Origin of the sequence: Nocardia colli (assembly GCF_008704205.1) — a bacterium.
GTDB classification, from domain to species: domain Bacteria; phylum Actinomycetota; class Actinomycetes; order Mycobacteriales; family Mycobacteriaceae; genus Nocardia; species Nocardia colli.
The window spans coordinates 256,473-278,874 of the sequence record NZ_VXLC01000004.1; the positions used below are offsets into that span (position 1 = coordinate 256,473).

General features: G+C 68.0%; 25 protein-coding genes. 13 read left to right on the plus strand and 12 right to left on the minus strand.

The genetic code is table 11. From position 1 onward, the window contains the following. Positions 1-5: 5 nt before the first annotated feature. Positions 6-296, plus strand: a complete 291-nt coding sequence (locus F3087_RS13075) for a hypothetical protein (RefSeq protein ID WP_150402178.1) — start codon at positions 6-8, stop codon at positions 294-296. On the opposite strand, the gene F3087_RS13080 is transcribed toward F3087_RS13075, so the two are convergent. Both F3087_RS13080 and F3087_RS13085 read right to left on the minus strand, forming a co-directional pair. Continuing rightward, positions 297-1,235 (minus strand): esterase/lipase family protein, encoded by a 939-nt coding sequence (locus F3087_RS13080; RefSeq protein WP_150402179.1) that lies wholly within the window; start codon positions 1,233-1,235, stop codon positions 297-299. It lies immediately after the preceding gene. Between the two features lie 43 nt (positions 1,236-1,278). Then, entirely contained in the window at positions 1,279-2,601 is a 1,323-nt protein-coding gene (locus tag F3087_RS13085; protein ID WP_150402180.1) for a family 1 glycosylhydrolase, read from the minus strand. Between the two features lie 132 nt (positions 2,602-2,733). Here F3087_RS13085 and F3087_RS13090 point away from each other — a divergent pair, with 132 nt between their 5' ends. Continuing rightward, on the plus strand, positions 2,734-3,303 hold the full coding sequence (locus F3087_RS13090; RefSeq protein ID WP_150402181.1) for a TetR/AcrR family transcriptional regulator: 570 nt from the start codon (positions 2,734-2,736) through the stop codon (positions 3,301-3,303). Here F3087_RS13090 and F3087_RS13095 read toward each other — a convergent pair. Beyond that, complete coding sequence (locus F3087_RS13095) at positions 3,300-4,319, minus strand: glycosyltransferase (protein WP_150402182.1); 1,020 nt, start codon at positions 4,317-4,319, stop codon at positions 3,300-3,302. The genes F3087_RS13090 and F3087_RS13095 overlap by 4 nt on opposite strands. After that, complete coding sequence (locus F3087_RS13100) at positions 4,316-4,819, minus strand: glycosyltransferase (protein WP_150402183.1); 504 nt, start codon at positions 4,817-4,819, stop codon at positions 4,316-4,318. The genes F3087_RS13095 and F3087_RS13100 overlap by 4 nt, the downstream gene beginning before the upstream one ends. Before the next feature lie 115 nt (positions 4,820-4,934). Between F3087_RS13100 and F3087_RS13105 the strand changes: the two genes are divergently transcribed. The 3 genes from F3087_RS13105 to F3087_RS13115 are packed head-to-tail and all read left to right on the plus strand — an operon-like array spanning position 4,935 to position 8,905. After that, positions 4,935-5,999 carry a glycosyltransferase family 4 protein gene (locus F3087_RS13105; protein ID WP_150402184.1) on the plus strand — a complete coding sequence of 355 codons (1,065 nt, stop codon included), beginning with the start codon at positions 4,935-4,937 and terminating at the stop codon, positions 5,997-5,999. 60 nt (positions 6,000-6,059) lie between these two features. Continuing rightward, positions 6,060-7,682: a DUF885 family protein gene (locus F3087_RS13110; RefSeq protein ID WP_150402185.1), complete on the plus strand. Its 1,623-nt coding sequence runs from the start codon at positions 6,060-6,062 to the stop codon at positions 7,680-7,682. An 8-nt stretch (positions 7,683-7,690) separates the two neighbouring features. Further along, positions 7,691-8,905 carry a hypothetical protein gene (locus F3087_RS13115; protein ID WP_150402186.1) on the plus strand — a complete coding sequence of 405 codons (1,215 nt, stop codon included), beginning with the start codon at positions 7,691-7,693 and terminating at the stop codon, positions 8,903-8,905. An 18-nt stretch (positions 8,906-8,923) separates the two neighbouring features. Here F3087_RS13115 and F3087_RS13120 read toward each other — a convergent pair whose 3' ends face one another. Further along, a complete protein-coding gene (locus F3087_RS13120) occupies positions 8,924-9,430 on the minus strand; it encodes a DUF4240 domain-containing protein (protein WP_150402187.1) in 507 nt (168 codons plus the stop codon). 117 nt (positions 9,431-9,547) lie between these two features. Here F3087_RS13120 and F3087_RS13125 point away from each other — a divergent pair, with 117 nt between their 5' ends. Then, positions 9,548-10,027: a Dps family protein gene (locus F3087_RS13125; protein WP_150402188.1), complete on the plus strand. Its 480-nt coding sequence runs from the start codon at positions 9,548-9,550 to the stop codon at positions 10,025-10,027. A 4-nt stretch (positions 10,028-10,031) separates the two neighbouring features. On the opposite strand, the gene F3087_RS13130 is transcribed toward F3087_RS13125, so the two are convergent. Then, positions 10,032-10,835: an SDR family oxidoreductase gene (locus F3087_RS13130; RefSeq protein WP_150402189.1), complete on the minus strand. Its 804-nt coding sequence runs from the start codon at positions 10,833-10,835 to the stop codon at positions 10,032-10,034. Positions 10,836-11,080: 245 nt separating this feature from the next. Between F3087_RS13130 and F3087_RS13135 the strand changes: the two genes are divergently transcribed. From F3087_RS13135 to F3087_RS13150, 4 genes are all read left to right on the plus strand, one after another. Next, positions 11,081-12,502, plus strand: coding sequence for a three-helix bundle dimerization domain-containing protein (locus tag F3087_RS13135; protein WP_396897546.1), 1,422 nt, complete (start codon positions 11,081-11,083; stop codon positions 12,500-12,502). 100 nt (positions 12,503-12,602) lie between these two features. Further along, positions 12,603-12,938 carry a hypothetical protein gene (locus tag F3087_RS13140; protein ID WP_150402191.1) on the plus strand — a complete coding sequence of 112 codons (336 nt, stop codon included), beginning with the start codon at positions 12,603-12,605 and terminating at the stop codon, positions 12,936-12,938. A gap of 132 nt (positions 12,939-13,070) precedes the next feature. Next, the gene (locus tag F3087_RS13145) at positions 13,071-13,505 is read left to right on the plus strand and encodes a hypothetical protein (protein WP_150402192.1); all 435 of its coding nucleotides are present in this window, start codon (positions 13,071-13,073) and stop codon (positions 13,503-13,505) included. 23 nt (positions 13,506-13,528) lie between these two features. Beyond that, complete coding sequence (locus F3087_RS13150; RefSeq protein ID WP_223885050.1) at positions 13,529-14,299, plus strand: alpha/beta fold hydrolase; 771 nt, start codon at positions 13,529-13,531, stop codon at positions 14,297-14,299. On the opposite strand, the gene F3087_RS13155 is transcribed toward F3087_RS13150, so the two are convergent. The 4 genes from F3087_RS13155 to F3087_RS13170 form a co-directional block, all read right to left on the minus strand. Next, positions 14,296-14,847 carry a hypothetical protein gene (locus F3087_RS13155; protein WP_150402193.1) on the minus strand — a complete coding sequence of 184 codons (552 nt, stop codon included), beginning with the start codon at positions 14,845-14,847 and terminating at the stop codon, positions 14,296-14,298. The two genes, F3087_RS13150 and F3087_RS13155, sit on opposite strands and share 4 nt — an antisense overlap. 160 nt (positions 14,848-15,007) lie before the next feature. Then, positions 15,008-15,625, minus strand: coding sequence for a DUF305 domain-containing protein (locus tag F3087_RS13160; RefSeq protein WP_150402194.1), 618 nt, complete (start codon positions 15,623-15,625; stop codon positions 15,008-15,010). Between the two features lie 84 nt (positions 15,626-15,709). After that, the gene (locus F3087_RS13165; protein WP_150402195.1) at positions 15,710-16,327 is read right to left on the minus strand and encodes a DUF6153 family protein; all 618 of its coding nucleotides are present in this window, start codon (positions 16,325-16,327) and stop codon (positions 15,710-15,712) included. A 60-nt stretch (positions 16,328-16,387) separates the two neighbouring features. Next, positions 16,388-16,966 carry an AMIN-like domain-containing (lipo)protein gene (locus F3087_RS13170; protein ID WP_150402196.1) on the minus strand — a complete coding sequence of 193 codons (579 nt, stop codon included), beginning with the start codon at positions 16,964-16,966 and terminating at the stop codon, positions 16,388-16,390. Positions 16,967-17,130: 164 nt separating this feature from the next. Here F3087_RS13170 and F3087_RS13175 point away from each other — a divergent pair, with 164 nt between their 5' ends. From F3087_RS13175 to F3087_RS13185, 3 genes are all read left to right on the plus strand, one after another. After that, a complete protein-coding gene (locus tag F3087_RS13175; RefSeq protein ID WP_150402197.1) occupies positions 17,131-17,739 on the plus strand; it encodes a hypothetical protein in 609 nt (202 codons plus the stop codon). A gap of 118 nt (positions 17,740-17,857) precedes the next feature. Beyond that, on the plus strand, positions 17,858-19,009 hold the full coding sequence (locus F3087_RS13180; protein ID WP_150402198.1) for a class I SAM-dependent methyltransferase: 1,152 nt from the start codon (positions 17,858-17,860) through the stop codon (positions 19,007-19,009). 124 nt (positions 19,010-19,133) lie between these two features. Further along, positions 19,134-19,994 (plus strand): Bax inhibitor-1/YccA family protein, encoded by an 861-nt coding sequence (locus tag F3087_RS13185; protein WP_150402199.1) that lies wholly within the window; start codon positions 19,134-19,136, stop codon positions 19,992-19,994. A 182-nt stretch (positions 19,995-20,176) separates the two neighbouring features. On the opposite strand, the gene F3087_RS13190 is transcribed toward F3087_RS13185, so the two are convergent. Together F3087_RS13190 and F3087_RS13195 are read right to left on the minus strand one after the other, a co-directional pair. Next, positions 20,177-21,397: an acetyl-CoA C-acetyltransferase gene (locus tag F3087_RS13190; RefSeq protein ID WP_150402200.1), complete on the minus strand. Its 1,221-nt coding sequence runs from the start codon at positions 21,395-21,397 to the stop codon at positions 20,177-20,179. A gap of 40 nt (positions 21,398-21,437) precedes the next feature. Further along, on the minus strand, positions 21,438-22,328 hold the full coding sequence (locus F3087_RS13195) for an SGNH/GDSL hydrolase family protein (RefSeq protein WP_223885051.1): 891 nt from the start codon (positions 22,326-22,328) through the stop codon (positions 21,438-21,440). Positions 22,329-22,402: the final 74 nt, after the last annotated feature.

Consider the following 22,402-nt stretch of genomic DNA (forward strand, 5'->3'; position numbering starts at 1 on the left):
AACTCATGGTCAGACGCTCGGACGTGGTATCCGATCTGGAGGAAGCGCTCGCCGCGCACGTCGTCTTCACCGAGGACGCGGCCGACGACACCTGGATGATCGGCCGGACGCCGACTCAGACGCTGCACGTCCGGATGGGCAACTTCCCGGAGGAAGACCTCTGGTCGCTGTGGCTCGGCGACGGTAAGTGGATGGACTTCACCGAACCGCCGGCCGGCTGGACGCTGGAGCTCAGTGACGATCGCTGGCCGGCCACCGCGCGGCCTCGGCTGCCCAAGGGCGAATTCCACGAATGATCAGGGCTGCCCGGGGCAGGCGGTGCCGACGTAGGTGGGGTCGAGGGCGCGCTGGATGATGTAGGCGACGGTGGGGGATTGGGGGAGGGTGCCGTGGTCGAAAGTGTCTGTGGGGCAGAAGGCTTGGACCCAGACGTTGTCGACCGTTGCGCCGGGGCCCGGCTGGAGGAAGGTGGCTTCCGGTGGGGTGGAGGCGTCGTCGCGGGTGCTGGCGATCACGGTGTAGGTGACGCCGGGGTCGGTGTCGCCCGCGGCGTTGACGGATCGGAGGAAGTCGCTGCCTACGAGTTGTTGGGCGGCTGCGACTCCGGCGATTTCGGTCAGTCCGGCGGAGAAAGCCGAATGTGCGCTGCCGGAAGGGAGTTGGGCGGCGACGCCGCGCATGGTGGAGCCGTGGTTGGTGCCCGCGAGGGAGACCAGGTGGTCGACCTCGGCGGCGCCGCCTTCGAAGCGCAGGTATTGCCGGGACATCAGTGCGCCCTGGGAGTGGCCGACGAGATCGACCTTCGGGGCGTGGGTCGCGTCGCGCACGCGGTCGACGAAGGCGGCGAGTTCCTTGGCGGAGGCATGGATGTCGCCGACGCCGTACATGCCGGGGAGCGCGCCGAGCACGCTCGACGTGTCGTGGCCGTAGTTCAGCGAAAACACGCAGTAGCCTTCGGCTTTCAGCTGTGGCGCGAGTACGTTCCAGTCGTTCTGGTTGCCCCAGGTGCCGTGCACGAGGACGACCGGTCGCGGGTGCGCGGCGGTCGGCTGGCAAGTCCAGTCGTCGGACCCTTCGGGCGGGATGCTGCCGTCCGGATCCTTGCCTACTCCGGCGATCTCACTCGCGGTCGATTGGCCGGGTTCCGCCCGGGCTTGCACCGCCGGGGCGCAGATGCCCGTGAGTATGCCCGCTACCGCGCCGGCCGCCGTCAGGCGACGCCATCTCAGATCCATCGAAATCCGTTCTGCGATCGGTTGTTACGAACGAGCTGACGGTTCAGCGCGGCACGGTCAGCGGGTCGAGGCAGCTGGCGGCGGCGTCGACCAGCGAGCAGGGCTGCGGTGCCCGGGTCGGCCGGTAGTCGGCGGGCACGCCGTCGGCATGGGTGATGTCGGTGTAGGCGGCGACGGCGTCGGTGGGTTGCCGGGTGAGGCTCGGATCGGTCAGCACGTCGACGGTGAACAGGCCGAAGCGCGGTGTGTAGCTGCCCCATTCGTAGTTGTCGGTGAGGCTCCAGTAGTTGTAGCCGATGACGTTCATGCCGTCGGCCTTGGCGCGCTGGATCCAGTAGATCGTGTCGCGCAGGTCGTCGCCGCGGGTGTAGCCGTCGGCGCGGGGCTTGCCGTTCTCGGTGGGCATGCCGTTCTCCACGATGTAGAGCGGCTTGCCCGGGAACTGGCGCGAATAGTGTTGCAGGGCATAGTAGATGCCCTCCGGCTGCAGCGGATTCTTCCAGAGCTGGGTCAGGTTCTGGCCCATCGAGGTGATGGTGTCGGGGGACATGCCGTAGTAGTAATCGATGCCGACGTAGTCGAGCCGGGCGGCGATCTTATCGATGAACGGCTTGTTGATCGCGTCCTCGCCGGCCGGGATGTAGGCGACATTGCTGGTCACCATCGCGCCGGGTTGTACCTGGTGGATGTGGTCGTAGATGGCGTTGTGCGCCTGCGCCAGTCGATCCTGCATGCCGGGCACATCGGTGGCCGGGAGACCGCCGTGACGTAGTTCGTTGAGGCCGTAGAAGGTGGGCTCGTTGAACGTCACCCAGAGCGGGTCGACGCGCGCGTAGCGGTCGACCACGGTGCGGGCGTTGGCCAGCCAGTCCTCGACCATCCCCGGGTTGTGCCAGCCGCCGCGGTCGACCTCCCAGCCGGGGAACACCCAGTGATCGAGCGTGATCATCGGCCGCATGCCCGCGGCGGTGATCTTCGCGATCACGTTGTCGTAGAAGCGGAATCCCTCCGCCGACCACACGCCGGGCTCCGGCTGCACCCGGGCCCACTCGATGCTGATCCGATAGACCTTGACGCCGAGTCCGGCGGCGAGATCGATGTCGGAGGCGTAGCGGCTGGAGAAGTCGACCGAATCCCGGTACGGGTCCTCGGTTTTGCCCGCCGCGACGTAGCGGCTCCAATTGCTGTCCGGCGCATGCCCTTCGGACTGATAGCCGGAGGCGGCGACGCCCCACATAAAGTCCGGGCCGAGCGGCGCGACCTGCACCGGCGGTTCGGGGCGGGCGGCGGCGGAGCCGGGCAGACAGGTCAGGGCGGTGGCGGCGGCCACGGCGGCCAGGCCGAGGCCGCGCAGACGGAATCGCATCGGGTGGTGCTCCCGTTCGTTGGGGTGACAAGCCGGGACCTCGGCGGACGCCGCGGGCGGGCCTTAATGAAAACCGTACAACGCTCGGTTTTAGGTGGCAAGGGCGGACCCCGTCGTGCCTACACTGACCCGGTGGCGAAACGGGGTCCGTACGGCAAAGGCATCGAACGACGGGAGCAGATCCTCGATGCCGCGCTGCGCACCATCGCCGAACGCGGCTACCTGGCCACCTCGGTCGCCGAGCTGGCCGAGGCGGTCGGCCTGAGCCAGAGCGGGCTGCTGCACTACTTCGGCTCGAAAGAGGAGCTGTTCGTCGCGGTGCTGCGCAAGCGCGACGAATCCGACCTCGCGACCATGCGCGGCGCGGCGCCGGACGCGTTCGTGGCGGTGGTGCGGCGCAACGCGAAGGTGCCCGGGCTGATCGAACTGTTCACCCACATGCAGGCGGCCGCGGCCGACCCGCGCCACCCGGCGCACGACTACATGCTGGAGCGCTACCGGCTCGGCACCGAATCGTTCGCGCAGGCCCTGCGCGAGATGCAGCGGGCGGGCACGCTGCCCGACCGGGTCGACGCCGACGCCGCGGCCACCATGTTCTTCGCGCTCGCCGACGGCCTGCAGGCCCGATGGCTGATCGACCCGGCGATCGATATGGCGGCGCAGCTCGAACATGCCTGGCACCGCTACACCGGCGCCGGCTAGGTCGGCGACGAGTGGTTCATCAGGCGCCGGGCCTGCTGCATCGTGGAGATCAGCGCAAGCGTCGACTCGGCGCCCTGGTTCTCGTTGCGCCCGGTGTGCTCCAGCCCGTCGCAGCAGCCGCCGCTGGCCGGATCGATGAGCGGGGTGGACACGTCGTTCGCGCCGCGGAACCAGGCCTCGCACAACATGACCGCGTCCTTCCAGTGATAGTCCTTGGTGTCGTCGTAGGCGCGGGCGCACGCGTCGGCCAGCGTCGCGACCTCGATCGGCTGCTGATCGAAACCGGGACGCTTCTCCCCGGTCGCCCAGCCGTCGACCGGGGTCACCGACAGATGGTCACCCGCGGTCTCCGTCTCCAGCAGCCAGCGCAGCATCGCCAGACCGTCGGCGTGCGTGCGGCCCTGCCCGGGTGCGGTACCCGCCACCAGAAGCGCTTCGGCCAGTACGGCATTGGCGTAGTGCAGCCGCGGTTCCGGCCAGCGCCAGTCCAGGCGACGGGTCGGCGGGCCGATCAGCTTGGCCGCGTCGGCCAACAGCGCCGGGGCGATGAGATTTCCGGGATCGACGCGCAGCACCTCGGCCGCACCGAGCGCGGCGAAGGCCATCGCGCGCGGGAACTGCGAGCGCTGCTTGGCCGCGATGGTGAAGTGCGTCAACGCCTTTTCGGCGAACTCGGGCCGGTGCGCGGCGAGCGTGCCGAGCGCCCAGACGGCGCGACCCCAGTGATCCTCGACGCTCGGCTCGTCCTGCCAGGTCCGGTCCGTGCCGCGGCGATTGTGGCTGCGGCCGTCCTCGGTGAGCGCGTCGAAGACGAAGCTCGCGTACACCGGCACGAGCGCGTCCAGGTCCGCGGTCGGCTCCGGCTCCCGGAGCACGACGACGAGGGCTCGCGCGACATCGTCGACGCAGTAACCGTTTTCGAGCCGCGGCGTGGTGAACTTGGCGTGCTCGAAGATCCCCACGTCATCGCTGAGTCGTAAAAGGTGTGCGTAGGAGATAGAGATTGTCTCGCTCATGCTGTCGCCAACTTCGCATCGGCTTGTCGCGTCTCTGCGGCAAGCTCATGGTATTTCCTGCTCACTGCGGGCCAGAGTAGGTCTGGTGCAATGCGTTTCGCTTCGGCGCTCATCCGGGCCGCCAGGCCGGGCTTGGTGAACACCTGGCGCAGCGCGGACGCGATGGCGGTCGGTGATTCGCGATCGACAAGGAGACCGGCGCCGCTCGACAGCAGTTCCCGCGCGTGCGGAAAGTCCGTCGATACCACTGGTTTACCCGCTGCGACGGCTTCTATCAGAACTCCCGACGTCACATGTTCGCGCGAGTCGTACGGCAGCAGCACCACATCGACCGTAGCGAAAGCGGTTTCGGTGTAAGACCGAACTGACACAACGTCAGCCTTTCTGATTCGAGCCAGCGCCCACGGTGCCGCTGTCTGCAGCCACTCAATTGGCTGAATCGTGTCGCGCTGAAGCGCTCGAGAATCCGCTCCGGAGCACGACACGGGCGGATCGACCACTAGGCCTCGATAGTAACACCCAGGTCACGGGTGGGTGGTGTGATATGGTCGTGGCATCAAGTCCGCCCGTTCGGGACGGCTCTCGGCGGTAAATTCGCCAGTAATCGAGGAATTTATGAAGATCGGCGTAATCGCGTCGGTAGCTCATCGCACGCCACCGAAAAACTACGGACCGTGGGAGCACATCGCGTCGACCCTGGCCGAGGGATTCGTCGCGCGCGGGCACGACGTCACGCTGTTCGCCACCGCGGACTCCGAGACGTCGGCGCGGCTGGTCGCGCCGGTGTCCTCGGGCTACGCGGAGACGACCGGCGCGGACGCGAAAGTTGCCGAGGCGCTGCACAATTCGACCGCGTTCGCGCATGCGGGCGAATTCGACGTGCTGGCCAACCATTTCGACTTCATGCCGCTGACCTACAGCAGGCTGGTGTCGACCCCGATGGTCACCACGATCCACGGCTTTTCCTCGCCGAAAATCGTGCCCCTATATCGGGCATTCGATGATATCGCGCACTATGTGGCGATCAGCGATGCCGATCGGCACCCGGACCTGCGCTATGCCGCGACAATTCATCACGGTATCGATACCGCGCAGTTCACATTTCGGCCCGACCACGGCGAATATCTGCTCTTTCTCGGCCGAATTCACCCCGACAAGGGGACGCATCTGGCGATCGAGGTGGCGCGGCTGAGCGGGCTGCCGTTGATCATCGCCGGCGTGATTCAGGACGAGGAGTACTTCCGCGCGGAGGTCGAACCGCACCTCGCCGAGAACGCCGTGACCTACGTCGGTCCGGTCGGACCGCAGCGCCGGGACGAATTGCTCAGCGGCGCACGCGCTTTGCTGCACCTCATCGGCTTCGCCGAGCCGTTCGGTCTCGCGGTGGTCGAAGCCCTCGCGACCGGAACGCCGGTCATCGCCACCCCGCTGGGCTCGATGCCGGAAATCATTCGCGACGGCGAAACGGGCTTCCTCGTCACCGATGTCGCCGCGGCGGTGGCCGCCTTGGCGAAGATCGATCAGCTCGACCGGCGGGTCGCCCGCGACGACGTGCGCGAGCGGTTCAGCGCGGATCGGATGATCGACGATTATCTGGCGCTGTTCGAGCGCATCGTGCCCAAGACGCCGCAGCAGCAGGGCATCGGCTCGCCCGGGCTGTTCTCGCACGCCGGGCTCTAGGCCCGCCCACCCCGCATCTGGCGGCTGGCCGGTTGCGGGCGCCAAACGTATTGTGCGGACATGGGTCTAGCGAAGCTTGCCGAAGAGTTCTGGAACTGGCGACTGGCGACGGTGCCCGACTCCAGTGACGACCTGCCCAGAGTGCGGCGGCCGGACGGCTGGCTGCCCGATTGGTCGCCGAAGGCCGTCGCGGATCGCCGGGACGTGCTCGCCGAACTGACCCGCAGGCACCGCGAACTCGACCTGTCCGACGAGCCGGTGGCGGTGCAGGTCGACGGCAGGCTGCTGGGCTCGGCGCTGGCTCGGGTGCACTGGGAACTGGACCTGATCCGGGCCTGGGAGCGTGATCCCTGCTTCTACATTCAGCAGAGCCTCGGGCCGATCTATGTGGAGTTGCTGGTTTCGTCGCCGTTCGACACTGCTCGGGCAGGGCGGATCAGCGCGCTGCTGCGGCATGTGCCGCTCGTGCTCGAGCAGGCGCGGGAGAATCTCGCGGGCGCGGCCGGTGCGTCGTTCGCACGCAGTGCACTGAGCCTGCTGGACGACAACGCGGGCTCGCTCGAGGCGGCGATGATCGCGCTGACCCCGTTCCTGCCGGACGAGTACGCACCCGAACTGCCGGCCGCCACCAGGGTTGCCGTGGATGCCGTTGCGGCGTATCGAGATTGGCTCGCCGAACAGCTGCCGTCGCTCGGCGAGACCGAACCGGTCGGACCGGAGTCGCTGGCCTACTTCCTGCATCGCGTTGCGCTGCTGCCCTATTCGGCCCAGCAGCTGCGCGAGATGGGTATCCAGGAGTGGCATCGGGCCGTCGCCCTGGAAACTCTGCTGCGCACCCGGCACCGGGACGCGGTCGAGCCCGCGCTGCCTGTCGACGCGCAGGAGCATGTGCAGCGCCAGGCTGTCGATGAACTCGCCGTGCGCCGGTTCGCCGACGAGCGCGGACTTCTCAGTCAGCCGGAAAGCTTGCGGCACTACCGATTCGCGCCGCTTCCGCCCTACCTCGCGCCGCTGACCTGGCTCGGCGTCGCCGATGATCTGACCGGGCCCGGCCGAATGGACGAGGACGCCACACGGTACATCCCGGCTCCGGCCCCGGATCTGCCGTACTTCGAGCGGGCCGCGGCGTTCGATGCACGCACCGCGATCGTGCACGAGGGCGTTCATGCCCAGCAGGTCGCCATCGGCTGGCACCACGAGAATCCGGCCCGGCGGTGGTTCTACGACTCGACGCCCAACGAGGGCATCGCGTTCAACTACGAAGAGATGATGTTGCACGCCGGTCTGTTCGATGATGCGCCGGCCAGCGCGATATTCGTGGCAAGTGCCATGCGGCTGCGGGCTTTACGCGTCGAAGTCGACCTCGGGCTCGCTCTCGGCGAACTCTCCATCGAGGAGGCGGCCGAGCGGCTGGAGATCGCGGTCCCGCTCGATCGCGAGACCGCGCGGGACGAGGCGGTGTTCTTCGCAGGCAACCCCGGCCAGGCGTTGAGCTACCAGATCGGCAAACTCCAGATTCAGGATCTGCTCAGCACGGCGGTCCGCGAACTGGGCGAGGAGTTCGAGCTGAAGCAGTTCCACGATCGGCTGTGGCGCGAAGGAAACGTGCCGCTGGCGTTGCAGCGCTGGGAACTGCTCGGGTTGCGTGATCACCTCGACGAGGCGGATCGCCTGGCGGGATAGGGTCGGGAATGCGTCGTTTCGCCCTGGTCGGTGCGCTCGTCCTGCTCTGCGGGTCCGGTGCCTGTGCGGCCGAGACGACGCATGGCGCCGACGCGACTGCTCCTGGGCAGGGTGATCGAGGCACGGTGGTGTCCTCGATTCCGGTCGCGCAGCTGTCGACCGAGGAGACCGCGGCCTATGTGGCCCAAGGGAACTTCGATACTCCGGTGCACAACGGGGTGGATGCGTATCGGGTGGACTATCGCACCGTCGGAGCGACGGGCGAGCCGACCACCGCGAGCGGGCTGGTCGTGCTGCCGCGCACGGATTCGCCTCGACTGCGCACAGTCAGTTACGCGCACGGCACCTTGGCGGCGAAAAGTGATGCGCCGTCGGTCAATAGCCGGAGTCGTCCCGATCAGGCGCGCACCGTCCTGTTCGCGGCGGCCGGGTACGCGGCGATCGCGCCGGACTATCTCGGCCTCGGCGACGGACCGGGGAGACATCCCTATACGCATGCGCCGACCGAGGTCAGTGCGTCGGCAGATCTGCTGTTCGCGGCCAAAAGCCTTGCCGCACAACAGCATCGAGAACTCGATCCGGATGTGCTGGTGACCGGCTTCTCCCAAGGTGGCCACGCGGCAATGGCATTCGGCAAGGCCTTGCAGGCGGGTGCGGTGCCTGGATTCGGTCTCGCCGCGCTCGCGCCGGTCAGCGGTCCGTACGCGCTGCGCGATGTTCAGGCCCCCGCCGGCCTCGACGGACGGATCGCGCCGGGGCCGGCCGTGTTCTTCTTCGCCTACTGGCTCACCGCGATGAACCGGATCTATCACCTGTACGACGATCCAGCCGAGGCCTTCCAGGAGCCGTACGCCGGAAAGATCGAGGGCCTCTTCGACGGCACCCGCAACGAACTCAGCATCGCCACCGCCCTGCCCATCACCCCGGATCTGCTGTTGACGCCGCGATTCCGCGAGTGGGCAACCCATCCGACCGGCGCGGCGGCGAAAGCCGTGACCGACAGCGACAGCACCTGCGACTGGACTCCGCGTGTTCCGGTCCGCCTCTATGCCGCAACGGCCGACCGCAACGTGCCTTATGCCAACACAGAGCACTGCCTACAGGCCCTGCACAGCGGCAACGCCACCCTGCACAACCTGGGCGAACTCGACCACACGAACTCGGCTCGGGTGGCCATGCCGCAGATTCTCACCTGGTTTCGACAACAAGTTCCGCCGAGCTGACTCGGCGTCATCGGACCGTCAGTTCCAGCCTGCCGGGTTGGAGAAGGACTCACGGGAGATGCCGGAGCCGGTTTGCGGGAAGCCGCCGACGCGATTGTTGTGCACGTGGGCGAAGAAGTAGCACATCCTTTCGCATTCCGCGTCGACCACGGCCACGGCAGGATCGGTGGTCACGGCGTCGTAGAAATCCTGGCCCATCGCGACGATGAAGCCGCGGCAGTAGAGGAATCCGTCGTCCGAGCCGTCGGTGACCTCGTGGATGTCGGCGCGGTCGAGGTCGTAGAGCTTGCGCTCCAAGACGCGGTCCAGGGTGGTCAGGTCCTCGGTCGACAGCGGCTCGCTCAGCGCGTGCAGGTGGTCGAGAAAAGCGGGCAGGTGCTTGTCCAGGGCGTAGGCGACGTCGTCGTTTTCCCGGTTGATCAAGCCTTTCCGGAGGGCAGCGGATTCGTCGCCGGTCAACTGCCAGGCCGATTCGATAATGGTCCAGAACCGGGCTTCGTCGGCCGCGGTGGGAAGGTCACGCACGCGGCGGACGCTATCAGAGGGTGCCGACAGGACATGGCGCTTGTCACTGCTGACGTTTAGGTCGTGTGGTGCGGGTAGACGGTGGGTGACATGGATCCGACCAGAAAGGCGTGAACGATGAGCCAGCCCATCACCAGCACCCTCGATGCGGAGCAGCAGAAGATCGCGGGGGAGGCGCTGCGCGCCACCGTGATCGATCTGATCGACCTGTCGCTGATCGCCAAGCAGGCGCACTGGAACGTGATCGGCCGGAACTTCCGGTCGGTGCACTTGGCACTGGACGAATTGGTCACCGCGGCAAGGGACTTCACCGATGCCGCGGCCGAGCGGGCGACCGCGGTCGGCGTGAGCCCGGACGGGCGCGCGGCGACCGTCGCGAAGGAGACCGGTGCGCTCGGTTTCCCCGACGGCTGGCAGCAGGACACCGCCGTGATCGACGGGATCGTCGGCAACCTGACCGCCGTGATCAAGGGGCTGCGGGAGCGGATCGAGGCGACCGAGAAAGCCGACCCGGTCACGCAGGACCTGCTCATCGGCTTCGCGGCGCGGCTCGAGCAGCTGCACTGGATGTGGCAGGCGCAGGTCGCGACCGACTGAGCGGCTAGCGCGACAGGCCGTGCACGCGCGCGATGAGGCGTTCCATCACCGTGCGCGGTAGCAGCCTGCGCACCGCGAACATCACCGGAGCATTGCTGCCGACGGCGTAGAGCGGGCGCGGGCGGTCCGCCTCGACGGCCTGCACGATCGTGTCGGCCACCCGTTCGGCGGTGATGCCTTTCCCTTGTGCCTCATCCAGTTTCGCGATGAACCTGGTGAAATCGGCGGTGTGCGGCGAACCTTCGTTCAGATACTTCGTCCGGCGCTCGCGCAGGCCCGTATTGATCTGTCCCGGTTCGACAGTCGAGATCCACACGCCGAACGGCGACTCCTCGAACCGCGCCGCCACCGCGAAACCCTTCAGCGCCGCCTTGGTCGCGCCGTAGGACGAGCGATACGGCATCGGGAAGCTGGCGATCATCGACCCCACCATCACCACCCGCCCGTACCCGCGCTCCCGCATCCCCGGCAGCACCGCCTGGGTCAGCGCGACCGGCCCGAGCACATTCAGCCGGAACAGCCGCTCCACCGCGTCCGTCGGCAGCTCCGCCAACGGCCCCGCCTGACTCTCCCCGGCATTGTTGACCAGCACATCCACGTCCCCGAGCCCGGCCACGAACGCCTCGATCGACCCGGCATCGGTCAAATCGAGCGCCCGATACTCCACCCCCGCCACCCGAGCCTCATCGGAAACCCCCTCCGGCTTCCGGCTCGTCCCGATCACCCGATACCCCCGCGCCACCAACGCCGCGGCCGTCGCCTTCCCGATCCCGGACGAAGCACCGGTAACAACAGCAGTACGAGGCATAAGCGTTCTCCTTAACCAGGGACTCCAGCCCGACGATAGCCCCTCGCTTCTACGGTGGGCGGTTCGGTGGGGGAAACGGGGGCGCAACGGGGGGTTTCGGGTTGGGGGTGGGGGGTTGAATTCTGTGGGTGGGGGCGATCGGGGCAGGTGGCGGGGGGTGGGATGGGGCTAGGGTTGGCCGGCGCGATGGGGTTGGGGACCTGTCGCGGGGATGTGTAGGCCGCTGGGATGTCGAGGAGAATGTGGTGGTTGTCGACACTGTTCGTGAGGAACAGGCGATCCTTCAGTTGACGGAGCGGTTGGTCGAAAACTTCGGCGGCACTTACTCTGCGGAGCACATCGAGGGGTTGGTGGGGGCGGCTCGGCGGCGGTTCGACGGGCATCCGGTGCGGACGTTCATTCCCATTCTGGTTGAGCGGTATGTGCGTCGGCAGTTGGAAGGCGGGGGAGAGGTGGCTGATGCTGCCGGTCCCGATACCGCGCGGACGCGCAGGGCTAAGCACAAAGCGGAATCGGGCGAGGGGCGATTGCCTGCCGCGTTTCGTGAAACATGTTCGGCGAACAAGCGTTTCGCGCCCGCGGCGGTTGCCGCGGTAGTCGCGGCGTTGGTGGTGGTGACCGTGGTGACGGTGGCGTTGGCGGTGCGGCAGCCGAGTCCGGCTCCGCAGGCGGCGGCGCCCGGGGTGTCGTCGCTGACGCTGGTGCGCGGAGTGGTCGGGTCCGAGAAGATGTCGTTCTTCCAGGATCCCAAGGTGGCAGAGGTGTTGGCGCGCAACGGAATCAAGGTCGAGGTGGACTCGGCGGGGTCGCGGGAGATCGCCACCTCGGTGGATCTCGGGAAGTACGAGTTCGCGTTCCCGTCGAGTGAGCAGGCGGCGGAACGAATCCAACGGCAGCGCAACGTGAGCGCGAAGTACATTCCGTTCTCCTCGCCGATGGCGATCGCGACCTTCACGCCGATCGCGGATCTGCTCGCCAAAGCCGGTGTGGTGCACCAGGGTCCGGTGCCGACCTTCGACATGGCGCCCTACCTGCGCATGGTCGGCAACAACACGCGGTGGGACCAGCTCGCCGACAACACCGCGTACGCGGTGCGCAAGAACGTGCTGATCTCCACGACCGACCCGCGCAGTTCGAACTCCGCGGCGATGTACCTGGCGATCGCGGGCTACGTCGCGAACAACAACACGATCGTGCAGGGCACATCCGCCGAGCAGGACGTAATCCCAACGGTGTCAAGGCTTTTCGTCGGTCAGGGCTACACGCAGAGCAGTAGCGAAGGCCCCTTCGACGCTTACCTCGCCTCCGGTATGGGCCCGACGCCGATGGTCTGGATCTACGAGTCGCAGTTCGTGGACGCCACCGTGCGCGGCCAGATAAAGCCGGACATGACGCTGCTGTACCCGTCGCCGACCATCATGTCCCGGCACACGCTGGTGGCGTTGGGCGAGGCGGGCGACCGGATCGGCCGCCTGCTGTCCACCGATCCGGAACTGCAACGCCTCGCCGCGGTGCACGGCTTCCGCACCGGCGACGCGGCGCAGTTCGCCGCGGTGACCACCGAGCACAAGATCCCGGTCGCCGCCGATCTCATCGACGTGATCACCACGCCCACGTTCGACACGCTGGAGCGACTGCTCGACGGAGTCGGCAAGTCCTACAACTGATCCGGCTCGCCGCGCCGGGTTTCGGATGAAGCGATCGGGGCATAATTGTCGCATCAGGTACCGGCCGACCAGCCGGTATCGCGGCGTGAGGTAAACCAGCATGACAGTCGACGGTCCGTACGAGATTCCCCCGCTCGATGACGCCGCGGACATCACCCGCACCACGGAGCCACAGCCAGGCGAAACGTTGGCCAACACGCGGAACTGGGCCGGCTTCGGCCTGCTCTTCATCGGCGTGGTCATCGCCGTCGTCGCCGCGGTGGTCGCGACATGGGGATTCGGCGCCGCGGCCCTCGCCATCACGATCTTCGCCGCAGTGACCTTGGTCGCGGGCGCGGCACTCGTCACCTTCGATCTATTGCGTGGACGCAAGCGAGGCAGCGCCGCGCCCCAGGACGCACCCGCCTGGCAGGTCATCGTCCCGCCCGGAGCGTGAGTGGGGTGCTGCGGCGCGCTCGATCGGTGAACTACCGGCGGTAGTTCGCTGAGATGCGGGTGAAAGGTCGGTGAGACGTGTGCCCCGGAGTATCTACCGCAGCACAAGCCAACGATGCTCGGAGGAACGTCCATGAATCGCCGAACACTTTGCACGATCGCGCTCACTGTCCTCGTCGCCGGCGCGGGCGCGGCCTGCTCCGACGACAAGAGCACCAGCGCAGCCCCGGCCACCAGTAGCTCCGCGGCAGCGGCAGCGCAGAGCCCGGGCACGCCGGGTGACTACTGCCAGCAGATGATCCAGTTGTCGCTCAAGACAAGGGAACTGGGCGCGAAGTCGGACATCAGCAAGCTCGACTACGGGCAGACCGCCGACCTCTTCGATCAGATCAAGGGCGACGCGCCGGCCGAGGTGGCCGGCGATATCGAGAAGATCAGCGCGGGCTACCGGGCGATCTCGAAGGGACAGGCCACAATCGACTCCGTCGGCCCGGACATCGCCCAGGCCAGCCTGCACATGACCCAGGTCAACATGGAGAAGTGCGGCCCGCCCAGCACACCTCGGTAAAGTCTGAACTCCGGAGGAGATCGATGATGGATCCGACGAATTCCGATGTCCGGTTGCATGTGCACCGATGGGGCGATGGGCCACCGGTCGTGCTGGTGCACGGCGGGATTCTCGGCGGCCGCGAAGCCTGGCGCGCGCAGCGGCCGTTGACCGAGCGGTGGACCCTGCTCGCACCGGACCGCCCAGGTCACGGCGGCACACCCGCCGCGGGCCGGCAGGATTTCGAGCCGGAAGCCCGGCTGCTCGCCGATCAGCTGCTCGATCGCCCGGTGCATCTGGTCGGGTTGTCCTACGGCGGGATCGTGTCGATGTATGCCGCGGCGCTGCGGCCGGAGCACGTCCGATCACTCACCATCGTCGAGCCGCCGCTGTTCGGCATCGCCCGCGGGAACCCCGCGGTCGACTGGGTGTCCGCCGCGACGCGCGCGCTGATCGAAGACCCCGATCTGTCGCCGGCGGCCGCGCTGGCGCGCTTCTTCGATGTCGAAGGCGTGCCCGTCGCCCTCGGCGAGCCGGTGCCGCGGGTGCTGATCGACGGGATGCGGCGGCTACAGGGCGCACGACCGCCGGACGAGGCCGCGCCGCCCATGGAACTGCTACGGGCGGCGGACTTTCCGATCCTGGTGATCTCCGGCGGGCACATGGAGTCGAACGAGATCATCTGTGACGCCATCGCCGAACAGACCGGCGCCGAACGCGCGGTGTGCGCGGGGATGGGACACCTGGTGCCCGACACCGGTGCGCCGTTCAACGCGCTGCTGGAGAAGTTCTTCGAGCAGAGCGGCGCGGCTTAGCGGGTGCCGTGGCCGGCGCAGGCGGCGAGGGCGGTGTTCTTGGTGGCGTTGAACTTGTCGATGGTGCCGTTGAGCGTGTCGGTGTCGGCGCGGCGGGCGACCGTGTCGGCGAGGGCGTTGCTGTCGTCGCGGTAGGCGTGCAGCACGTCGGCGATGTTCGACGGCACGTCCGCGGTCACCTTCCGGTCGACCGCGCCCGCGCCGTCGTGCAGGGTGCCGACGGCGATGTCGGCCTTGCCGTTCGCCTCCGGATCGTTGGGGCCCTTGTCGTTGCTGAGCGCGATGTAGGCGTTGAAGTCGCGAATCGAGTTGCCGTTCGCGGCGACGAAGGCGTCGCAGGCCGAGTCGGTGGCGCGTTCGATGGCGGCGGTGCGGGCCGCCGAGGCCGCGATCGAGGACGCGGTCACGTCGGAGGTGTAAGCGGCCAGGTCGGACCGGTTGACCTGGGCGGTCCCGGAAACCTGCTGCGAGCAGGCGCCGATGATCAGCACGCCGATCGCGGTCGCCGCCGCGGCGGCGGTGAGGCCCGCGCGTTCCAGTCGTCGCATGCTCGGTCCCTCTCTTCGCAGATGCCGGACATTTCGACGGTACGTCCGCGCGGCGGGCGGCTCGGCGGGCTGGACCGATATCGATGACCAACTGATATGTGCGGACCGAGGCAGGTCACACCGGGGTCGGCGGGGTATCCCGGTGCGACCGGCCGTCGGATCAGCTCTGGCCGAGCATGCCGCGCATGGTGTCGATCTCCGCCCGCTGGCTGTCGATGATGGTGCGGGCCAAGGTCTTCGATTCGGCGTTCGTGCCGCCGGCGAGCTCGGTCTCGGCCATGGCGACCGCGCCGGTGTGGTGCTCGATCATCATGGTCAGCCACTGCCGGTCGAAGTCCGGGCCGGCGGCTGCCTGCAAGGCGGTCATCTGGTCGGCGCTCATCATGCCGGGCATGGTGTGGCCGCCGTGACCGCCCGCGGTCGGGGCGGGCTTGCCGAAGCTTTGCAGCAGGGTGGTGATCTGCTGCATCTCCGGTGCCTGGGCTTGCTCGACGTTCGCGGCGAGCGCGAGTAGCTGCTGGTTCTGGCTGTGGCTCGGCACCAGCTTCGCCATGTCGACCGCCTGGGCATGATGCGGATACATCATCTGGAGGAAGGTGACGTCGGCGTCGTTGAAGTCGGTGCGGGCCGCCGGTGCGCTCGCGGAGGCGGGCGTGCTGGACGTGCCGTGATCCATACCGGACATGGAGTCGTTGTCGCTACAGCCGGTCAGGACGAGGGCGGTAACCGCGGCGCCGGCGACGATCGTGGCGATGGTTCGGGTACGGCTGATGAACATGGTTGTGCTCCTTGGGAATTGCGCATGATCGGATTGTGGGCAGGGCGAACACGGCGACCGTTCGAGCGGGTCGCCGGGTACCTGTCAGATCCGCAGAATCGACAATTCGGCTAGGGAGAGCACGGTCCACGGCGGCGAGCGTTCCCGCCGCGGCCGCCGATGGCGAAGTCGCGCAACCGCATTGCCCGGCCGGGCGACGCCGAGCCGGTAGAGCAGTACCAGTGCCAACAGGAGCGCGGCAGCGGCGAGGATGAACACGCAGCCGTGCATTCCGCCGTGCGTGCCGCCGCATCCGTCACCTGCGCAATCCGGTTTCGGCACAACATGATTGGCGTCGGACAGCACAGCCGACCCGGTGACGGCCATCGACATCGCCAGAAGGCCTCGGCCATCTTTTCCGGCGATACCGTGCTCGACCGACATCGGATCCGGGGTGATGTCGTCCGACATGGTGCGCGAGAACGCACTCGCCGGTGTCCCGTTCATGCGGGCGTACTCGCGGTTTGCCTCAGCAGTGGCACGCATCTGCCCGATGCCGCCGATCGGGTCGCCACCCGCCATCGCATGGTGATCGGCGGCGGCCGCCTCCCCATGCACCGCGAACACCGCCGCATGCATGGCCACGATCCCGGCGAGGAGCACCAGCACGCCGAGCGCCCGGGCGAGCCCGGTTGCGCGGAGCGGCAGGTGCTGTTCGACCACGCGGCCAGTGTAGTGACGCCGAGCCGGCCCGGTTCCGATACCCCCTGGCGGTACGGGTACCTACGGGGTGGCGACGTCGATGACCAGTCGCGTCGGATTGCTCAGCGAGCTGACGACGAACCCGGGCCGGTCCGCGTTCACGCCGATGAACGACTGCGTGGTGCCCTCGAACACGGTGTTGCGGTACACGCCCGCGATGCCGGGGGCGCTCGGATCGGTCGCGGGGTCGGGTCCCGAGTACGGCGTCACGGCGCTGTCGAACGGATAGGCCGAGCCGAGGATCTGCACCTCGAGAATGGATTTCCCGGCCACGTCGACCGGCTTGCCGCTGCCGTCCTGCACGGCCCGGTCGGCGTACTGCACGATCCAGCCGGGGGTGCCCTGGCCGCCGAGGTCGTAGACGACGCGGTCGAAGCCGGGCTGGTGGCCGATCCGGATGCCGGTGACGGTCAGGCCCGCGTCGCCGGAGGCCGGGCCGCGTTTGGGCGTGGCGTCGTGCGGGACCTTGGGCGCTTCGGCCACGGTCGCGGTGGACGGGGTGGTCGTCGCAGGGGTGGTGCCGGCGGTGGATCCGTCGTCGCCGCAGCCCGCGAGCAGTGCCGTCGCCGCGGCGATGGTCAACACCATCCTGTTACGCATGGGGCTGATGGTAAACCCCGAGCCGACCGTGGCGCGGGATTTGCGGGTTTCTCGATGTTTGCCATCGGAAGTACTTTCGGATGAACCGGGCGCGGGGCTGTCTCGTAGTTGTCGATGACCGGACGCGAATCGCGCGTCATCGATCGATCCGGAGGATCTGAAAAATGCTGTCGACCAAGCACTTCCAGCGAGCCGCGCTGCCATTCGCCGCTGCCTCGGTGATTCTCGCCGGTTTGCTGAGTGCGTGCGGAAGCACCGACTCGGCGAAGGCGGTGCCCGCGCCCGCGCCTGCTCCGGTGGCAGCGACGACCTCGGCGGTGGCTCCGGCGGGTGCGCCGCAGCGTCAGGCGCCGGCCAAGACGCAAGGCTGGCTGGAGATCTACAGCGGAACGGCGCCGACCGGCACGAATGCCGTTCAGCTCGCGATCGCGAACAATAACGCTGTCGGACAGTACGTTACGGCCACGGACCGCGCGCTGTACCGATTCGACAACGACACCGCGAGGCCGCCGAAGTCGAACTGCGCGGGCGCGTGCGCCACCACCTGGCCGCCGCTGCTCGTGCAGCGCGGTCAGGCCGTGTACGCCGCCGGTGTGGACCCGCAACTCGTCGGCTTCGTCGAACGTGCTGATGGCGCATGCCAAATCACCATCGCGGGCTGGCCCGTCTACTTCTTCGCCAAGGACCAGAAGGCGGGCGATCTGCTCGGTCAAGGGGTCGGTGGGGTATGGCACGCGGTGACCCCCACGGGCGGCAAAGCGGGCGTCAATTGAGCGAAACCTGTTGTGGCACTATGAGTTATGGCAAACGCACATGAGACTGCGCGGTTTGCTGGCGCCGGTTTGCCGGGGCCGATGTGACCTTGGGGCAACGATCTAGCACACTTGAGGCGTGGCAGATATCGAGGACGTACTGAGCCGGCTGCGGCGGTATCCAGATGTAGAGGCGTTAAACCTCTACGCTGTGGATGCCGCCGATCGGCTGATCCTCGACGTCGCCGACGAAGCCCTCGCCAGCACCGATAGCGGAAAGATAGCTATTCTCGGTGACGCGTACGGCGCGCTGACCATCGGCGCGGTCGCCGCGCACGATCTGCGCGGCGTCCGGGTGTACCAGGATCTGCTGACCGGCGAGCTCGCGCTGGCCAACAATGCCCGCGCCCTCGGCTACGCCGATCGCTACACCGCGTTCCCACTCGGCCCCGAGCTGCTGACCGGCGTCCGGGTGGTGCTGCTGCGCCTGCCCCGTGCCCTCGCCGGACTGTCCGAGGTCGCCGACGCCATCGCGCGTTACGCCGACCCCGAGGTGGTGGTGTTCGCCGGCGGCCGGGACAAGTACCTGACCAAATCGATGAACGACGTTCTGGCCGAGTCGTTTTCCGAGGTCCGGGCCAGCCGCGGCCGGCAGAAGTCGCGCACGCTGCTGGTCAGCGGGCCGAAACCGGTCGGCGACCCGCCGTTCCCGGTCCGCGACCGGCTCGACGACCTCGGCATCGACGTGGTCGCGCACGGCGCCGCCTTCTCCGGCGCTCGACTGGATATCGGCACCCGATTCCTGCTGGACCACCTGAAGTGGATGAAGCCCGACGCCCGCGAGGCGATCGACCTCGGTTGCGGCACCGGGATACTGGCCGTCGCCCTGGCCAGGGCCAGGCCCGCGCTCCGGGTGCTCGGCACCGATCAGTCCGCGGCCGCGGTGGCCTCCGCCCGGGCGACCGTGGCGGTCAACGGGGTCGCGGAGCGGGTGACCGTGGTGCGCGACGACGCCATGTCCTCGGCCGCGGACAACAGCGCCGACCTCGTGCTGTGCAATCCGCCGTTCCACGTCGGCGCCGCCGTGCACACCGGATCGGCGATCAAGATGTTCGCCGAGACCGGCCGGGTGCTGCGGCCGGGCGGCGAGCTGTGGACGGTGTTCAACTCGCATCTCAACTATCGAGGTGTGATCGAGCGCATGGTCGGCCGCACCGACGTGGTCGGGCGCAACCGCAAGTTCACGGTCACTCGGTCCGTGCGTGGCCTGCACGACGCGCAACAGCGGTAGAGTCCGAATTGTCCGCGTCGGCGACTCCCTCGGGAACTCGCGCCGCGCAGCAAACGTTGGACCTAGCAGTTGGTTCTCGAGCGAGAGCTCGACGAACAGCGGCAACGACCAGAAAGGGACGCAAGTGCGTAGCACAAGCAATCCGGTTTTCCGAAACTTGCCCCGGCAAGAGGGTAGTGGCTACGCCAACTTCGGTTCGGGCGTGACCGGGGCGGGCCAGATGGGCCAGCAACTCGGTAATCAGTACGGCCAGCAGTATCAGCAGCCGCAGCCGTACCAGCAGCCCACCGCGACCCGCGCGATGACCATCGACGACGTGGTGACCAAGACGGCCATCACGCTCGGCGTGCTCGCGCTGTCGGCGATCATCTCCTACGGCCTGACCAACGCGAACCACTCGCTGGCCCCGCTGTTCGTCATCGGCGGCGGCCTCGTCGGCTTGGTGCTGGTGCTCGTCGCGACCTTCGCCCGGAAGATGGACAACCCGGTCATCGTGCTGTCCTACGCGGTGTTCGAGGGCCTGTTCGTCGGCGCGCTGTCGTTCATGTTCACCAACATCTCGTTCGGCGGGGTCGGCGGTAGCGCGATGATCGCGCAGGCCGTGCTCGGCACGTTCGGTGTGTTCGCGGGCATGCTGGTCGTCTACAAGACCGGCGCGATTCGCGTGACGCCGCGCTTCACCCGGATGGTCGTCGGCGCGATGATCGGCGTGCTCGTCCTCGTGGTCGGCAACCTGATCGCCAGCTTCTTCATCTCCGGCGGCCTCGGCCTGCGCGATGGCGGCCCGCTCGCGATCATCTTCAGCCTGGTGGTCATCGCGATCGCCGCGTTCAGCTTCCTGCTCGACTTCGACGCCGCCGATCAGCTGATCCGCGCGCAGGCGCCGGAGAAGGCGGCCTGGGGCGTCGCGCTCGGCCTGACCGTCACCCTGGTCTGGCTGTACGTCGAGATCCTGCGACTGCTGAGCTACTTCAACAACGACTGACGACAGCGGGTTCCGACCCGCTGAGCTGACCACGGGTGGTCACCGGTCTCCGGTGGCCACCCGTTCTGCGTATCGGGGTCAGCCCGCCCGTCGGTCACCACGTGATCGTCGCCGCAATCCCGCAGACGCGAAAGGGCGGTCACCCGGAAACCGGACGACCGCCCTTCTGCGTACTACCTAGCTCAGCTGAGGCGCTCGATGACCATCGCCATGCCCTGGCCGCCGCCGACGCACATGGTCTCCAGACCGAACTGCTTGTCGTGGGTCTGCAGGTTGTTGATCAGCGTGGTGGTGATGCGGGCGCCGGTCATGCCGAACGGGTGGCCCAGCGCGATCGCGCCGCCGGAGACGTTCAGCTTGTCCTCGTCGATCTTCAGCTCGCGGGCCGAGCCGAGCACCTGCACCGCGAACGCCTCGTTGATCTCGACCAGGTCGATGTCGTCGATCGACTTGCCGGCCAGCGCGAGCGCGCGCTTGCACGCCTCGATCGGGCCGAGGCCCATGATCTCCGGGGACAGGCCGGAGACGCCGGTGGACACGATGCGGGCCAGCGGGGTCAGACCGAGTTCCTTGGCCTTGGTGTCACTCATGATGACCAGCGCGGCGGCGCCGTCGTTGAGCGGACAGCAGTTGCCCGCGGTGACCGTGCCGTCCGGGCGGAAGACCGGCTTCAGCTTGCTGACCGCCTCGTAGGTGACGCCCGCGCGCGGGCCGTCGTCCTTGGACACGACGGAGCCGTCGGGCAGCGTGACCGGGGTGATCTCGCGCTCGAAGAAGCCGTTGTTGATCGCTTCCTCGGCCCGGTTCTGCGACCGGACGCCCCAGCGGTCCTGCTCCTCGCGGGTGATGCCGGTGAAGCCGGCCACGTTCTCCGCGGTCTGGCCCATCGCGATGTAGGCGTCCGGGATGAGGCCGTCTTCGCGCGGGTCGTGCCAGATGCCCGCGCCGCCCTCGGCGGTCTTCGCGGTGCGCGCCTGCGCCTCGGCGAAGAGCGGGTTCTGGGTGTTCGGCCAGCTGTCGGCGGAGCCGTTCTTGTAGCGGGACACGGTCTCGACGCCCGCGGAGATGAACGCGTGACCCTCGCCGGCCTTGATCGCGTGGAACGCCATCCGGGTGGACTGCAGCGACGACGCGCAGTAGCGGTGCACGGTGGTGCCGGGCACGAAGTCGTAGCCGAGCTGGACCGCGACGATCCGGGCCATGTTGAAGCCGGACTCGCCGCCGGGGGAACCGCAGCCGAGGATCAGGTCATCGATCTGGGCGGGGTCCAGGGCGGGCACCTTGTCGAGCGCCGCGCGGACGATCTGGGTGGTCAGATCGTCGGGCCGCATGTCGACCAGCGATCCCTTGGCCGCCCGGCCGATGGGGGAGCGGGCGGTCGAGACGATGACAGCCTCAGGCATGAGGACTCCTTTGTCGGAAGGAACGTGCGAACCGCTGTTGTTACTCGCGGGTTCTTACCGAATCTACGTCCCGTCCCGGAGAACGGGAAGGCGGGGTCACCTCGTCCAGGGCCTCGAGCAGCACCGGAAGTAGTTGTGCGGCGGCCAGTTCGTAGCCGGCCGCCGACGGGTGGAAACCGTCGGCGGAGAACAGGAGTTCGGGTTGCGCCCGGAATTCCGGCGCGAGCAGATAACCCATCGGCACCGGTCGGCCGCCGGCCACCGCGGTGGCCACGGTCTGGGCCTTGGCCAGCCGCACGCTCCAGTTGTGCACCACCGTGCGCAGCGGCTGCGGAATCGCGGTCACCGTGCCGAGATTCGGGCAGGTGCCGACCACCACGACGCTGTCCGCGGTGCGCAGCCGGGCGACCGCGGCGGCCAGCCGGCGCGCGGACGCGCGGACCGAATGCTTCTTGGTGATGTCGTTGGCGCCGATCAGGATGACCGCGGCGTCCGGCGGCGGGCCGGCCACGAACATGGCGTCCACCTGACCGGACAGTCCCTTGGAGGTGGCGCCGGAGATCGCCTTGGTGCTCAACCGGATTCGCTGCCCGGTAGCGAGCGCCAGGCCGCGGGCCAGGCGCACGCCGGGCACCTCGTCGGCGACCAGGCAGCCGACCCCGGCCGCGGTGGAATCACCGAAGATCATCAGGTGCAGATCCGCCTGCTTACCCGAACGCCAGCGCTCCGGTACCAGGCAGCCCGGGGTGTAGATGCCGTCCGCTTCAGGAGGTTTCGAGGTGTCGCGGCCGATGACGCCACGCGCCGCGCCGGCCTGCGCCATCAACAGTCGAGAGGTCACCCACCAGGCAGCGCCGGTTCCGGAACCGGCCAGGACTGTTGCGGCACCGGTCACCGCGGCCGTACGCCAGCCGATGCGTGGTGCGCTCACGACTCCACCTCGCTGGCGCTCGGTTCCGTCGTGCGCCCAGGCGCGCTGCATCCCTGGTTCGCTCGCTGACGCTC

Excerpts from the sequence above, each read along its gene's own strand:
- F3087_RS13075 (WP_150402178.1), top strand. The coding sequence starts at position 6 with ATGGTCAGACGCTCGGACGTGGTATCCGATCTGGAGGAAGCGCTCGCC.
- F3087_RS13080 (WP_150402179.1), bottom strand. The coding sequence starts at position 1,235 with ATGGATCTGAGATGGCGTCGCCTGACGGCGGCCGGCGCGGTAGCGGGC.
- F3087_RS13085 (WP_150402180.1), bottom strand. The coding sequence starts at position 2,601 with ATGCGATTCCGTCTGCGCGGCCTCGGCCTGGCCGCCGTGGCCGCCGCC.
- F3087_RS13095 (WP_150402182.1), bottom strand. The coding sequence starts at position 4,319 with ATGAGCGAGACAATCTCTATCTCCTACGCACACCTTTTACGACTCAGC.
- F3087_RS13105 (WP_150402184.1), top strand. The coding sequence starts at position 4,935 with ATGAAGATCGGCGTAATCGCGTCGGTAGCTCATCGCACGCCACCGAAA.
- F3087_RS13110 (WP_150402185.1), top strand. The coding sequence starts at position 6,060 with ATGGGTCTAGCGAAGCTTGCCGAAGAGTTCTGGAACTGGCGACTGGCG.
- F3087_RS13115 (WP_150402186.1), top strand. The coding sequence starts at position 7,691 with ATGCGTCGTTTCGCCCTGGTCGGTGCGCTCGTCCTGCTCTGCGGGTCC.
- F3087_RS13125 (WP_150402188.1), top strand. The coding sequence starts at position 9,548 with ATGAGCCAGCCCATCACCAGCACCCTCGATGCGGAGCAGCAGAAGATC.
- F3087_RS13130 (WP_150402189.1), bottom strand. The coding sequence starts at position 10,835 with ATGCCTCGTACTGCTGTTGTTACCGGTGCTTCGTCCGGGATCGGGAAG.
- F3087_RS13140 (WP_150402191.1), top strand. The coding sequence starts at position 12,603 with ATGACAGTCGACGGTCCGTACGAGATTCCCCCGCTCGATGACGCCGCG.
- F3087_RS13145 (WP_150402192.1), top strand. The coding sequence starts at position 13,071 with ATGAATCGCCGAACACTTTGCACGATCGCGCTCACTGTCCTCGTCGCC.
- F3087_RS13150 (WP_223885050.1), top strand. The coding sequence starts at position 13,529 with ATGATGGATCCGACGAATTCCGATGTCCGGTTGCATGTGCACCGATGG.
- F3087_RS13155 (WP_150402193.1), bottom strand. The coding sequence starts at position 14,847 with ATGCGACGACTGGAACGCGCGGGCCTCACCGCCGCCGCGGCGGCGACC.
- F3087_RS13160 (WP_150402194.1), bottom strand. The coding sequence starts at position 15,625 with ATGTTCATCAGCCGTACCCGAACCATCGCCACGATCGTCGCCGGCGCC.
- F3087_RS13170 (WP_150402196.1), bottom strand. The coding sequence starts at position 16,966 with ATGCGTAACAGGATGGTGTTGACCATCGCCGCGGCGACGGCACTGCTC.
- F3087_RS13175 (WP_150402197.1), top strand. The coding sequence starts at position 17,131 with ATGCTGTCGACCAAGCACTTCCAGCGAGCCGCGCTGCCATTCGCCGCT.
- F3087_RS13190 (WP_150402200.1), bottom strand. The coding sequence starts at position 21,397 with ATGCCTGAGGCTGTCATCGTCTCGACCGCCCGCTCCCCCATCGGCCGG.